The sequence below is a fragment of the Mycoplasma testudineum genome, assembly GCF_002245785.1.
GTDB lineage: Bacteria > Bacillota_I > Bacilli_A > Mycoplasmatales > Metamycoplasmataceae > Mycoplasmopsis_B > Mycoplasmopsis_B testudinea.
The window spans coordinates 44,115-58,821 of record NZ_NNCE01000004.1; the positions used below are offsets into that span (position 1 = coordinate 44,115).

13 protein-coding genes are annotated in these 14,707 nt (G+C 27.8%); 6 read left to right on the forward strand and 7 right to left on the reverse strand.

Going from position 1 to position 14,707, the window contains the following annotated elements; translation table 4 throughout:
• Positions 1-2: 2 nt before the first annotated feature.
• From CG473_RS02275 to CG473_RS02295, 5 genes are all read right to left on the reverse strand, one after another.
• A complete protein-coding gene (locus tag CG473_RS02275) occupies positions 3-344 on the reverse strand; it encodes a thioredoxin family protein (protein WP_094254697.1) in 342 nt (113 codons plus the stop codon).
• A gap of 6 nt (positions 345-350) precedes the next feature.
• Positions 351-1,787, reverse strand: coding sequence for a YjgN family protein (locus tag CG473_RS02280; RefSeq protein ID WP_094254698.1), 1,437 nt, complete (start codon positions 1,785-1,787; stop codon positions 351-353).
• A 23-nt stretch (positions 1,788-1,810) separates the two neighbouring features.
• Complete coding sequence (locus tag CG473_RS02285; protein ID WP_094254699.1) at positions 1,811-3,463, reverse strand: ribonuclease J; 1,653 nt, start codon at positions 3,461-3,463, stop codon at positions 1,811-1,813.
• 94 nt (positions 3,464-3,557) lie between these two features.
• Positions 3,558-4,529, reverse strand: a complete 972-nt coding sequence (locus CG473_RS02290; RefSeq protein ID WP_166623191.1) for an NAD(P)H-dependent glycerol-3-phosphate dehydrogenase — start codon at positions 4,527-4,529, stop codon at positions 3,558-3,560.
• Positions 4,520-5,716, reverse strand: a complete 1,197-nt coding sequence (locus CG473_RS02295; protein ID WP_094254701.1) for a hypothetical protein — start codon at positions 5,714-5,716, stop codon at positions 4,520-4,522. Before CG473_RS02295 ends, CG473_RS02290 begins: the two co-directional genes overlap by 10 nt.
• Positions 5,717-5,815: 99 nt before the next feature.
• Between CG473_RS02295 and CG473_RS02300 the strand changes: the two genes are divergently transcribed.
• The 3 genes from CG473_RS02300 to CG473_RS02310 all read left to right on the forward strand — a co-directional run bounded on the left by CG473_RS02300 (position 5,816) and on the right by CG473_RS02310 (position 8,633).
• Positions 5,816-6,478, forward strand: coding sequence for a hypothetical protein (locus tag CG473_RS02300; RefSeq protein ID WP_094254702.1), 663 nt, complete (start codon positions 5,816-5,818; stop codon positions 6,476-6,478).
• 200 nt (positions 6,479-6,678) lie between these two features.
• Entirely contained in the window at positions 6,679-7,224 is a 546-nt protein-coding gene (locus CG473_RS02305; RefSeq protein ID WP_094254703.1) for a class III lanthionine synthetase LanKC N-terminal domain-containing protein, read from the forward strand.
• Positions 7,200-8,633 carry a hypothetical protein gene (locus tag CG473_RS02310; RefSeq protein WP_094254704.1) on the forward strand — a complete coding sequence of 478 codons (1,434 nt, stop codon included), beginning with the start codon at positions 7,200-7,202 and terminating at the stop codon, positions 8,631-8,633. The genes CG473_RS02305 and CG473_RS02310 overlap by 25 nt, the downstream gene beginning before the upstream one ends.
• Position 8,634: 1 nt before the next feature.
• Here CG473_RS02310 and CG473_RS02315 read toward each other — a convergent pair whose 3' ends face one another.
• Both CG473_RS02315 and CG473_RS02320 read right to left on the reverse strand, forming a co-directional pair.
• Entirely contained in the window at positions 8,635-8,988 is a 354-nt protein-coding gene (locus CG473_RS02315; protein WP_094254705.1) for a hypothetical protein, read from the reverse strand.
• 185 nt (positions 8,989-9,173) lie between these two features.
• Complete coding sequence (locus CG473_RS02320) at positions 9,174-10,556, reverse strand: FAD-dependent oxidoreductase (RefSeq protein ID WP_094254706.1); 1,383 nt, start codon at positions 10,554-10,556, stop codon at positions 9,174-9,176.
• Between the two features lie 397 nt (positions 10,557-10,953).
• Between CG473_RS02320 and CG473_RS02325 the strand changes: the two genes are divergently transcribed.
• The 3 genes from CG473_RS02325 (at position 10,954) to CG473_RS02335 (ending at position 14,693) form a co-directional block, all read left to right on the forward strand.
• Positions 10,954-12,369, forward strand: coding sequence for a hexose phosphate transporter (locus tag CG473_RS02325; protein ID WP_094254707.1), 1,416 nt, complete (start codon positions 10,954-10,956; stop codon positions 12,367-12,369).
• 183 nt (positions 12,370-12,552) lie between these two features.
• Positions 12,553-13,683 (forward strand): pyruvate dehydrogenase (acetyl-transferring) E1 component subunit alpha, encoded by a 1,131-nt coding sequence (gene pdhA / locus CG473_RS02330; RefSeq protein WP_094254708.1) that lies wholly within the window; start codon positions 12,553-12,555, stop codon positions 13,681-13,683.
• Positions 13,683-14,693: an alpha-ketoacid dehydrogenase subunit beta gene (locus CG473_RS02335; protein WP_094254709.1), complete on the forward strand. Its 1,011-nt coding sequence runs from the start codon at positions 13,683-13,685 to the stop codon at positions 14,691-14,693. Before pdhA ends, CG473_RS02335 begins: the two co-directional genes overlap by 1 nt.
• The last annotated feature ends 14 nt before the right edge of the window (positions 14,694-14,707 follow it).

Genomic DNA, 14,707 nt, shown 5'->3' on the forward strand with positions numbered 1-14,707 from the left:
TTTTATTTTTCTCCTAAAGCATCTGTAATTCACTTTTCAAGATAACTTGAAGGAATATATTCGATTGCTCTATTTAATATCTTTCCATCTTTAATTAACAAATGAGTTGGGATTCTTTCAATTTTAAATTTAGAATTTTCATTTTTGTATTGTTGAGCTTCTTCGGCGTTTATTTTAATAAATTCAATTCTATCATCACCAACATATTTATCTCTAATTGCAGTTACAATTGGTTTCATAACTCTACAATCACCACATCAGTCAGTGTAGAATTCAACAAACTTTAATCCCTTTTCTAAACTTGCTTCAACTTCTTTATATTTTGATGGTTTTCATTCTTGCATATTTTCCTAACTAAAAGGATCATCAAACGGAATTGTTTCAGTTTTATCCTTTTTATTTATTTCAGTTGTAGTTTTAAATAAATCTTTATTTATTGAGCGATCAACTGGTTCAATATTATTGGATTGCTCTTTTTGAATTGTAATACCGTTTTCATTATTTTTGTCAAAAAAAGCATTATTTTGTGGTTTTTGAATAGTAATATCATTTTTTTTATCAACGACATCATTATCAATTTGATCGTTTATAACACTAGATTTATCAAAATTTTCACTATTGCCAACGACATCAAATTCGCTTTCTATACTAGATTCAAATTCGCTACCTGTAATTGAATTTTTATTTTCAACATCAAATTCATATGAAATTGCAACTTCTTTTGTTGCATTATCTGCAATGTCATCTTGTAGATTATTTCCAATTATGTCGAAATCACTAGTCACAAATTTATTTTCATTGTACATTTGTGATCCGATTGCTTTATCGCTTGGGAATGTTTCAATTTTCAGTTTTTTATTGGGCTCGTTATTGGGCAGCAAATCAAACGTTGACGTCATTGACTTAATTTTAGCTGTGTGATTAGAATCGCTAAAAACTAATTGAGTAACGCTCGAAACAGGAAATGATAATTTTTCGTGTGGATTATCATACTTATTATTTAAATCTTCAATTGATTCATCTTCTTTGCCAAATTGAAGTTGCTTTAAATCTTTTTTTGATAATTTTTCAAGTCTAGGCACACTTTGCTCAAATTGTTTATTTAGTTTACTTGATTTTTTTTCTTGATTTGCCTTTTTAAATTTAGTTATTATGTAACTTCTTGAAAATCAAATTGCTACAGATCCAAGTGCAAGGAAAGCAAATAAATAAAGCAATAAATGATTATAAATTGCACCAATTGCTGTAACAATTCCCGCACCTAGTAAACCAAAATTATTATAATTAGGTAAAGCTGCCCCAATAGCACTAGTTTCTTGATTATTCATTCAATTTAAATATTGGTAATTAGTGAATTCATTCATTCATCAATTGAAATAATATGTATTTTCATATTTTGAATTCCCAAATAATACGTGCGATTGTATTGCTAAAGTAAATAAAATCACAACAATAGCTACTAAAATATAATTACTTAATTTAGCATAGTTTCAATATTTTCTAAATTTAGAACCTTGTTTATAGTATGCACTTTGAATTTGTCGATAAAACAAATTCTTAATACCAATAAATAATCATCAAATGAAAATAATTAATCCAAATTGTCCAAAAAGAAAACCAAAAGTATAACCATATGCAGTTGAAATTACGACTGCGCTAGGCAAAAAACTAACTATTGCTAAAAACGCGGCAAACAGTAAAACAATTGTGCCTTTTAGATATGAATCTTGTGCTACGAATTTTATTAATCATTTACCAAAACTGAAAGCGCTTTTTTTTCTTTTCATATTTTAATTATAGTGACTATTTCTTAAATTCTATAAAGCGTAATTACGATAGAAGGTTCTTTTTGTGTTTTCTTAAAAATTCTTTTTCGTATTCTATTTCTAAGAGTTTTTTGAAGATCATTATATTTTTGATCAAGATTATCATAGTATTGTTCAGCAAACGTAGTTTTAATTAACTCATCTAATTCACTACGTTCTTCTTTATCTGCCAAACCAGCATAATCAACATGAATTTTACCAAGTAGATTTTTTTCTTTATCTACTAAAGCAGCAATTGAAATTACACCATCTCTAGCTAATTTTTCTCTTTCAAAAATTACTTCACTCGAAACATCACCTAGACCAAAACCATCTACAATTTGATCACCAATTTCTTTAATCTTTTTATCCCTTGATTTTAATGTTGATTTAATAAATTCAGCTATTTTACCGTTTTGTAAAACAATTGAAGTGCTCTCGTTATAACCTAAATCCTTAATAGCGTTTGTAACATTTATCATGTTTCTAAAAAGTCCTTGAACTGGGATAACATATTTTGGTTTTAAGGCACTTACAACTTCTCTAATATCATTGTAAGCTGGTCTGTGCTGATGTCTTTGGCTTTCAGATACGACAGTTAATTTTCTGGTGATGTGTGCAACTTTATCTAATAAAGAAGCTGCTTGTGATTCAATTCCATTAATTGGTGGGGCAATAAAAAAGATGTTATCACTACTTTTTAATTTTAATGTGGTGTCTTGATCATCAACAATTCTAAAGAAGCGTTCATATAAAACTTCAACAGTTGAAGTAACAAAAACAATTGCATTATCAATTTCGTTCATCTTTTTATAGTTGACTAAATTTATTTTTCCTAAAAATGGTTGCTTTTTAACAAAGTATTCGTTTTTAAGTAAATTTAATTGTGAAAATAAACTTCTAGAATAAACAATTATTGGTCTAGAAGTTTCAGTAGCTATTTCTAATACTTCTAAAAGAGTTGTCATTTCTTCTTCATAAGCAGCAATAACAATTCTTTCATTTGGATTAACTTTTTTAATTTTTTCTTTTATTTCTGTAGGTAAAAATATTTTATCTATTGCAGAACCTTGATATTTTACATTTCCAGAATCAATTACTAATGCTAGTAAATTTTTTGAAATTGATTTTTTAATTCAAGCTAAATTTGTTGGACCGAAAATAGGACTTTCAGCAACAACAAAATTGTTCATAAAAATAATTGAACCTTGTTTTGTTTCAAAATTAAATCCTAAACTACCAGGTATAGAACCAAATAAATTAAATGGTTTTACAACAGTATCTTTAAATTTAACTTCTTTAGTTAATGTTTGAAGCTCAACTTTTGATAAATCTAACTGATATTTACTAATTCTTTCTTGAACAATTGAATAGTTAAAAGGACTAGTAAAAATTTTAATTTCTGGTATCTGCATTAAAAATCAAGGTAATGCAGAAAACGAATCATTCTTTGTATCTGTAATAAATAAACCAGCAATTTTACTTTTGTTTTTAATTAAATAAGTAATATCCGGGGTAATTGTGTCAACCCCATAACTAGTTGAAATTGGTACTTTTGCTCCGATGTTTACAATAAAAATTTGATTATCATTTTCGATAATATAACAATTTTTACCATTTTCATCAAGACCTCCAAGGGCGAAGAATTTTACACTCATGTGTCTCCTTAAATATGTGTGAAATAATAATTTGGTAAATAAAAAATATTGCTTTAATGATATCAAAAAGCAATATTGCTAAGTGGATTTTAATTTATAAAAAATCGAGTAATTTATCTGCTGGTTTGGACATAAAACAAACCTGATATAAAGAAAATAAAAGTGGGTATTTATTAATTTCTGAACCAAGCTTTTTAACAATTTTTTCTAATGTATGATAACCTTCGGTAGTTATATTGTTATGTTTTTTTAATGCTTTTGCTAAACCAATTTTTCCGATTTCGTATCCAAAAGTATAGTTTCTTGATTTAAATGATGTACCAGTTAAAACAAAATCTCCAAATGATGCAAAATCTACTTCTGCATGTGCTCTAGATTGAGTTTCTAATACATATCTAGTGGTTTCTTTAAATGCTAAAGCAAGTACTGATGTTAAGGTATTATATGATTCATAAACTGCATTAACTATACCTGTTGCCAAAGCATAAACATTTTTCATAATTGAATATGTCTGAAGTTCATCCATAGTTGAAGATTTAATAATTTTGAAATTTTCACTTTGTAAACTTCTTGCAACTTTATTGCTGAATTCATCGTTTTTAGAAGCAATATTTACCATTGTTAAAAAACCATCAAATACTTCTTGGGCAAAGCTTGGACCAGCTAAAATTGCATAATTAGCAACTGAATCTCTAAAATCTCTTAACAATGTCTTGCTTAATAAATCACCCGTAAATGGGTCGCAACCTTTTGCTAAATTAACTATATTTACTTTACTATTTCTTTGTACCCCAACAATTTGCTGCAAAACATTATGACAAGCAGCAGCAGGAACTCCTAAAATGATGTAATCAACACCAGTAATTGCTTCAGCGATTTTATTTGTTACTAAATCTGGTTTACGATGTAATTTAGCACCATCAAAATATTTTGTATTGTATCCGGCTTTTAAATCACTTATTTCCTTTTGATCAACTCCGTAAAAATGAACTTTATGTCCATTTTTTAATAACACATTACCAATTGCTGTACCAAATGCTCCGGTACCCACTATTGCTATTTTCATTCTAAATCCTTCCATAAATTTATAGTTTTATTATCAATTGCAACACTATTGCGGGTTGCATCAAACTGTGTTTGTATACCATTTTCACTTATATTTATGATACTAAATTGGTCAGCTAAAACATCACTTAAATTTTTGCTTTCAATAAAAATTGTCGAATTATTTGACACTGATTTAAGTAAATTTGAAATTGAATTTCTTTCTTCGTCATTTATTAGCTCTTTATTTAAAGTTGGAATAAACAAAATTTGTGAAAAACTAAGAAGTGAAAATGTTAAAAAAATCTTTAATTTTTGTGCAAATGTCAAATTTGAAATTTTGGTAGATTCTAAAGATTCCAGTTTATTGATTTTAAAATATTCATTTATTAATGATTCACGATATTCTTTTCAATTAACAATTTTATTTTCTAAAGCAGTTAGCAATTCTATATTGCCTTTATCTTTATTGAAATTGTGTCCATATTTTGAAAATAACACTTTTTCCATGTCTAAAAGTTCTGCTTCAATCTTTTTATAATTTAGTTTTGCATGATTTATTTGATTGCGCTGTGAAAGTAATAATTCCGATTTAAGCAATGTGTTTCTATATTTTTTTATCGAAAGCTTTAAAGTATCAAGATTATCAGATTGATACAGTTTGATCCCTTTATTTTGCTTTGCAAATAAATAATATCTACTTGTGAAATCATAATCATCAAATATGTAATTGTGTCTAGAATAAACTTCTTCAAGATGATGAAATAGAGGATCCATATATTTTGTAAACTTAATACTATAATTTCTTAGTTCTTCTTCTGATGCACCGTTAGATTTTAAAATCAATTCATTAATTTGAAAATTTATTAATTCTTGAGACTGTAAGAAAACCGATTTAATTTTTTTATTTTTAAAAATAGATTGAGAAATAAATTGAGTAACATTTTTCAAATCATTGTTATTAAAAAAAGTTTCGAAATCTAACATTCCAAATCTTGAAGGATCAAAATCTAAAATAGAAATATTGTTTACTTTTATTAAAGAAGGGTAATTTAAATTGTTTATAAATGCATATTTAAAATTGTTTCTTAAATTTTCAAAATCAGAAATAATATAGTAAAGTCGATTCGGTTTAATTTCTATGCTATTAACCATCAAATTTGACCCTAAATAGGCCTTAATAATTTCTATTTTTTTTACTAAAAGCATCAGTTCTCCTTTTAATCAAAATAAATAATTTTGCTTTGATATAATAATGTATATTAATTTAAATTTTAATATTTCTATATACATTTAAAGCGAGGAATTATGGCTATAAAAACAATTGATAAAAACGGAACAATGGTTGCTATTGGAGATAAAATTGATGTTATAGTTGGAATAAAAAGTGAAGAATCTACAGTTGATTATGACGTATACGAACAAGAAATTTACGAATTAGAAATCCAAAAACAAAAAAATAAGCAAATGTATTTAGAACTTTTACAAATGGAAGCTCCAAAACTAAAAGAAAAAGATTTAGTGACTTCACGAGAAGTGCAATTCTTACAAAATCAAGAACAAAAATATATTGATTTATATACTGATGCTAAAAAATATTCTGCAAAGAAACTTGTTGAATTTATTGATTTTTATAGAATGAATATAAATGATGTAAAAGCATTTCACTTTGTAATTTCAAACCACCCTGATTTTAATTCATGGTTTAAATATGTAAGTGAATACACACTATTAAAACGTGCTTCAGAAGTATTTCACATTATGGCAGATAAATTATCTACACAAAGAGGATTTGACATTTTTGAAAAGTGATTGTTAGATGCATTAAGTGTTTTCAGAAATTTCTTAAGAGAAAATTACATTCAAGATGTTCACGACAATTATCTTGAAGATTGAAAACAAGCCAAAATTAAATACACTAAATTCTTAGAAGATGGTGGAATTGCTACTTTTAGATTTAAAAGTAAGTAAAATATTTACGCTATTTGTAGAAGATCAATTCCCTATTTATGCAATATAATTTCAAAAAATATTTAACAAATAATCAGTCTAAATTTTTAGTTTTGATTATGAAATTAGTGTTAAATATTTTTTTTATTTAACAAATTATAATTACATCCTAAAAAAATAAAACCGTAAAATTACCTTATAAGAATTTGTATAGAGGTAATATGTTTATCAGCAAAGAACAAATATTAAATGAGTACAGTAAAGAAAGTGATTCTACTGAGTTTTACAATTCATATTATTTTGGTAAAAAAATTCCTGAAACTCAGAATCGCTGGATGATTAATATTAGTTCCTTTCCACAAAATGATTTATTTGTGCTTGAAAAAGTAATTGAATTTTGTTTACAAAACAGAATTTCTTTCCAAATGATTAGAAATAGAAAACAATTTTTAAATAGTTTTAAAAAAGATTACAATCCTTGATTTTCAGGAAATTTAATTACTCTTTTTATTGTTGAAAAAAATGAACTTCAAAATATTTTAAAATCACTAAATAACATTTTACTGAACGTTAATCACCCTAAGCTGTATATTGGAGAACAATATAATAAATTTTCTCCATTACATTTTGAATATGGTTCACTTCATTTTAGAAATGATTTACATACATTTAATAAAGAAGTTGTAGAAAATTATTACAAAAATATTTTTTTAAGCAAAAGGATAAAGACTATTGTTTGGCAGTGGATAACAAAATTTATAAATTAGTAAATTTTATAGATATTGACAACCACGGATTTAGCGCTAAATTAGTAAATGATAATCAATATTTTTTTATAAAAGTTTTACGTAATTTAACAGTTACTAATGACGGTAGAATTTCAATTAATTTTTCAGAAAAATATTTTTTAAATTCAGAATTACTATCAAGAAGTAACTTGCACCCAGAATATTTATTCAAAATGAATACAAATAATTTTCTAGTAGGAATTACCAAAAATATTGATGGATATAGTTACAGCGATCTTTGCTATTTGTATAATTGAAAAATAACAAGTAAAAATTTACACGACAGCCTTATATTGTTAAGTAAATTATTTGACTTTACTAATGAACTATTTAGTTCTGGATTTTATTTTGATGACTTAAATGTAAAAGATCTAATTCTTGATAAAAATACTTTAAATTTCAAATTAACTAATGTAGAAAAAATTCATAAATATAACCCAAGTACACACAGTAAAGTTCTGAATGAAATTCAAAACAACATGAGACAAACGGCTGCAAATCTTTATAATTACTATGTTTCATTAATAAGTGATAATTATCATAAATATAATAATCTTGAAATATTGTGACTTAGAACTATGACAATGGCATTTGATCTTGATGAAAGTAATTTTGATAAATATACAAACTTATTAGAAACAATATTGAATAAAAATAAATTCTCTCTCGATTTAAGAAAATTAAAAAATAAAATACTAAAAGAAAAATATTTGATGTTGCAAAACGAGAATATACCCTTAGAAATTATGGAATTATTAAAAAACGAGTTTCATAAATCTATTTATAAAGATTTACTCAATCTAGTTTTTATAGAATCAAATAATTTCAATATTAATCACTTTGTAAAAATAGTTCATGACTTAAAAACAAATTATGGAATCGCAAATTTGTGACTTGAAAATTTTTATATTTTAATTAAAAATAACGCGCCTGAATTTATACCTAAAATAGTTAATATTTTTTTAAGTGGTATAACAAAAAATATTGGAGATAATTACTTTATTTATGATGCTAACACATCTTTGAATGACTTGACATTGAAAAGCGGGAACAGTCTATTTGTTCTTTTACTAGTTGCTTTCAATAAAATTATCAAAAGTGACATATTTGAATCATGAATAAAAAAATTAGCAACACCACTTTCTGATTTTACCAATTCAAACATCTCGTTAACTACAGGTAAAGCTGGATATTTAATTGCACTTGTAGCTTCAAATTATGTAAAAAAAATACAACCATATTCAAAGTTGTATAAACATATTGTATTTTCGTTATTGAATGAAAGAGTAATATTAGATTCTCATAATGGTTATTTAGATAATTCATTTGATATTGGTATAGCAGGATTAATTTATAGTGTAAAAATGTTTAACGACATTAAAAAATAAATTATTTTAAGTGTTTATCTAATCTAGATTGTAACGATTTAATCAATTCATCAATAGCATTCGAACTTTTCAAATAATTATCTTTAAGAAGCTCTTTTTGCAAAATGTAACCATTAGATTCAATGATTGATTTTATAGAATCTAAATCATCTTTTTTATCACTTAGCGAATCACATTCATCAATGTGCTTATTTTTTAAATTAGATTTGTCATTTTGATATTTAGTTGTTAATTCTTCTTTCTTTTTAGTTCATAAAGATATTTGTTTTTCTAATTCGGTAACTATCTGATCATCGATGTCATTATGTTTTCTTTTTTTAGATGCGTTTTTAAATTTACTTAAAAGATTTTGCATATACACTTCCTTAAATGGTTGATGAATTATTTAATATTATCACTACAACAAAAATTTATTAAATAATTATTCAAGTGGAAAAATAATGTTCCTTTAATTAGAAATAATTGTTAATTTTATATATTCTTTTGCAATATAAAAAACTAACACGACATAAAACGCGTGTTAGTTCTATTTTTAGTTAATTAATATTTTAAACCTAATGCTGTAAGAATAGGTGTAATAATAAAGTTAAATGGTTTATTTAAGTGAGGCAAGAAGTAGTAATCTAATAATGCTAAGTCTAGTAATGTTAGTCCTTTTTGAATTGCAAGCGCAAACATGTAAACAACTTCTGTATGAACGTGTTCACTTCATGAACCAACTTGTGCACCGATTAGTCTTAAAGTTTCTTTATCGTAAACAATCTTAATTCCAACTTCTGATTTTTCTTTCATGAATTCAGGTCTATCGCTATCAATGTATAAAGGTGTTGATACTGCATTTTTTAGACCTAATGCTTTAGCACTTTCTTCAGTAAATCCAGTTGATGAATAATGACATCCGAATACTGAAATAGCATTTGTTCCAGCAACACCAGGGAATTTCATAGGTTTTTTAGCCAAACTAAATGCTGCAATTAATCCTGTTTTAACAGCGTTAGTTGCTAAAGCAACGTGCATGTAATCTTTTAATGCTGTGTGATATAAAGCAACTGAATCACCAATACCATAAATATCTTCAACTGCTTTTCCGTTTTTTAGTAATTGTTGATATTCATTAACTTTTAAAGCTCCGTTAGGTACTTTGTCAAATCCTTCAAATAATTCTGTATTTGGTTTAAATCCAACAGACATAATTACTAAGTCAACTGGGTATGAACCTTTGTCAGTTACAACTTCTGAAACATTTTTTCCATCTTTAGATGTAAACTTAACAAGTTTTTCTCCAAGGTGTAATTTAAGACCTTGTTTTTTCATTTGATCTTGCATTTTTTCAGTAAATTCAGGATCGAAGTAGCGGTTTACAACTCTATCAGCTAAATCAATTAAATAAACTGATTCTTTTCCATGTTTGATAAATGCTTCTGCAAGTTCAACACCAATATAACCTGCACCAATAACCGCTACTTTTTTAACTGATGATTTTTCAGCTTCTTCTTTAATTTTTTGAGCATGTTGGAAAGTTTTTGAAATAACAATTCCATCGTAATCAATACCTTCAAATTTAGGTAAAATAGGTCATGTTCCACCAGCAAATACTAGTTTGTCAAATGTGTCCTTAAATTCTTTTCCAGTAGTTAAATCTTTAACAGTAACTTCTTTTTTAGCATAATCAATATGTGTTACATCGTGTTTTACATTAACGTCACAACGTCCAGCTAATTTTGCTAATTTGTCTGGACTTGAATAAAACAATCCATCTGGATTTTCAAACTCTCCTCCAACTCAAAGGGCAATTCCACATCCAAGGAAACTTGTGTTGTCATTACGTTCATAAATCACAACGTCTGCAGAAGGGTCTAATTGCTTAAACGTTCTTACAAATGAAGTTCCGGCGTGGTTTGCTCCAACTAAAATTATTTTCATATATTTCTCCTTTATAAACTGAATATGTGAATTTTTTTACTTATAAATTTTATCTTAAAAAACATTAATTTATTTAAATGGTGGCAAAATCTAACTTTAAAATTTCCATTTTTAAGCTAATTTAAAAATAAAATTCAAGTACTTAAAACTAAATTTTCGACTAAATTTGCCAAGCAAATTCATAAATGTAATAAAACAATTTAAATTAAATAAAATTCACCTTTTTCACAAATAAATATTTTACACAAACAATAAAAATTGTGAATTTTCACCAATTATTACGGTTTAAAAGTGAAAAAATTCCACATTCTTATTAAATTAGTGCAATTGAGATTTAAAGGCTTAGGAAAAGTATTATAATTAAGATTGCAACGAAAAGTTGCGATATCGGAGATTAATGTTAGTTAAATTAAAAAATTATGTCCAGAAAAGAATGGTGACCGAGTTAAGTTTTGGTCGCGGAATGCTGATGTGGGCTACCTTACTTTTAGGTTACTTTTTATTCGTAACTGCTTGGTTTTCTGCAGGAAATACAGCAGGAAACGGAACAGCTGCAAGTGGAGGTTGACAAAATTTCTTCTTTGGAGGACCAGTAGATACAGTTGTTAATGAAGCTGTTAATTACGGGATAACTTTCTTTAGGGGAATTGGTTCATTTTTAGTAGGATGAGCCGTTGTGAAAATAACACATAGATATACTTCACTTGTAGCCATGATTTTACTTGCTATGGCTATACCGTCAGTTGCAATTGGTTATGCAGTAGGCGGAACTGCTGGGTTCGTTATATTTATTATATTTAGAGCTATGCTTGCAGTTGGTGGAACAACTTTAATTGTATTGCTGCAACCTGTAGCTGCAAAAAGTATTAAAAATCCAACTACAAAAGGGATTATTTCAACAATAAATCCATATGGATTCAATACAGCATTTATATTAATGGCTGCTTTATTTACTGATTCATCAGTAGCAAGAACTTTAAGAGAAAACTGATTTGTTTTTTCACTAGTATTTGCATTGTTAACTCTAATTCCATTAACAATATACGTATTTACAGGAAAAAACTTTACAACATCTAAACCAGTCGATGCAAAAGATAAAGGACCAAAAATCACAATGATGAGTGTCCTAAAAGAAAAAAACACTTGAAAATGAGTTGCTGTTTATTCAGTTTGACTTGTAGCAGCTGTTATTCCTATTTTAGGTGGATTAAACAATCCTGCATTCTTTGGATCAACAAAAACTACAGGAATTTCTCAAGGTTCAGTAGTTAGTGCACAGTGACTTGCACTTGGCGGAAACTTGACAAATAACACACTTACATCAATTTGATCAATCTTATTTGTTGGTGGAGTATATGTAGGTTCATTAACAATTGGTAGATGAAATAAAACTTCATTCAAAAGAAAACCTTTCATGGTTTTAGTTACAGCATTAATGGTATTTTTCTTTATTATGTCAATAATATCACTTGCTTACATCCACTGATCTGTTTACTTAATTTTTGGTTTTTTATTTGGTGTTTTATTATGAGGAATTCAAGGAGTATTATTAAATAGTCCGCATGAAGCACCACAAAATACACCAGAAAAAGTCGGATTATTTTTCGGAGTAATATGAGGAATGGGTTACATTGTATTTACACTTGTTAACGTTGTTTTAGCTTTAATTGTTGATGTTAGCCCAATAGCTTACTTTGTTGTACTAGTCTTAATAATTGCTTTACTACCAATATTATTAATGTTTGTAGATGAAACAAAACCAGAAGGTGCTTTATATCCTTCAAAAAAGAGAAAAGCAGCTAAATTAGCATAATTTAGACTTATAAAATTATTATCTTGATTTATTTTCAAAGATTGATTCAAAATCAATATAAAGCAAGATAGTAATTTTATTTATCAACTTAAATTATTTCATTATTCTAAGCAAATTGATTCTAAATAGAGCGCAAGGTATATAATGAAAATATGAACTTAAATATAGAAATTGGAGATTTTTATGAACAAAAATTTTAAATATGTTAACCCAGAAAAAGTTATGGATAAAGAAACTGATTTAGTTCGTTATCTAGACAAAGATGGTAATTTAACTCCTGAGGGTAAAAAAAATAAAACAACTCTAAGTAATGAAGAATTAATTAGAGGATATGAGTTCATGGTTCGTTCACGTGAAATGGACAAATACATGACCCAATTGCAAAAACAAGGTAGAATGCTAACATTTGCACCTAACTTTGGTGAAGAAGGATTACAAGTTGCTACTGCAATGGCTATGGACCCAAAAATTGACTGAATGGTTCCAGCTTTTAGATCAAATGCGACAATGTTAATGTTAGGTGTTCCTATGGTTCACAACATGGTTTACTGAAATGGTAGTGAAGAAGGAAGTAGAATTCCTGAAGGAGTTAACGTTACTCCTATTGCTATTACAATTGGTGCTCAATATTCACATGCAGCAGGTATTTCTTACGGGATGAAATTAGAAAAAAAAGCTAATCCTAAATCAAAACAAGCTGTAGCTGTAACTATTGTTGGTAACGGTGGAACAGCTGAAGGTGAAACTTATGAAGCAATGAACATGGCTTCAATTCAAGAATGACCAGCTATTTTTACTGTAAATAACAACCAATGAGCTATTTCTACACCTGGACACTTAGAATCTAAAGCTGTTATTGCTGCTAAAGCACACGCAGCTGGTATTGCCGGAGTAAGAGTTGACGGAAACGATTTACTTGCTTCATACGAAGTTATGAAAGAAGCAATTGACTATGCTAGAGAAACAAGTAAACCAGTTTTAGTTGAATTTGTTACTTGAAGACAAGGTGTTCATACTTCAAGTGATAACCCTAGAGTTTATCGTACAGAAGAAGTTGAGAAAAAAATGGAAGAGTGAGAACCATTCCACAGAATTGAAAAATATTTAATTGACAACAAAATCTACTCTAAAAAACAACAAGAAGAATTTTTACTAAAAGCTCAAGAAGAAGTTAAAGCAGCTTACGAAGAGTCACTAAAAGTTATTGAAAAAATTGAACCAACAGAAATTTTTGATCATACATACGCTACTTTAACACCAGAATTAAAAGAGCAAAGAGATAAAATGCTTGCCGAAATCAAAGGAGCTAAATAATGGCTAAACGTTTAATGAATAACATTGAAGCATCAAACAACGCTATCGACGTAATGATGGCTGCTGATAGAAAAATAGTATTATACGGTCAAGATGCTGGTTTTGAAGGTGGAGTTTTTAGAGCTACTGCTGGATTACAAGAAAAATATGGAAAAGACCGTGTTTGAGATTCTCCAATTTCAGAAGCTTCACAAACCGGAGTAGCTGTAGGATTAGGATTATACGGATATAAAGCTATTGCTGAAATCCAATTCTCAGGTTTTTCATTCCCAGGTTTCTTACAATTATTTGCTAATGCAGCTCGCTACAGAAACCGTTCACGTTCAAGATATACAGTACCAATGGTTTACAAAATGCCAGTTGGTGGTGGAGTTAGAGCGCTTGAACACCACTCTGAAGCACTTGAAGCTTTATATGCACACATTCCAGGTCTAAAAGTTGTTTTCCCTTCTAATCCTGAAGATACAAAAGGATTAATGATTGCTGCTATTAAAGATCCAGATCCAGTTGTATTCATGGAACACAAACACTTATATAGAGCTTTTAAACAAGAAGTTGAAGAAGGAATTTTCGAAATCGAAATTGGTAAAGCTAAAAAGGTTTCTGAAGGTGATGATATCACTATCGTTGCTTGAGGATACATGGTTCACGAAACTATTAAAGCATTACAAGAAATGGCTGAAAAAGGTATTGCACCAAGTGCTGAAATTATTGACTTACGTACAATTTCACCATGAGATAAAGCAACAATTCTTGAATCAGTAAGAAAAACTGGAAGATTAGTAGTTGTTACTGAAGAAGTTAAATCATTTTCAGTAGCAGCTGAAATTATGGCTACAGTTGCTGATGAAGCTTTTGATGAATTACGTGCTCCTGTTACAAGAGTAAGTGGATTTGACATTACAGTTCCACTTGCAAAATTAGAAGCATACCACACACCAAATAAAGATAAAATTGCTGCTCACATTGCAAAAGTGATGCGTGATTCTTCTGAAACATACAAAGGTTAATATAAGGAGCTATT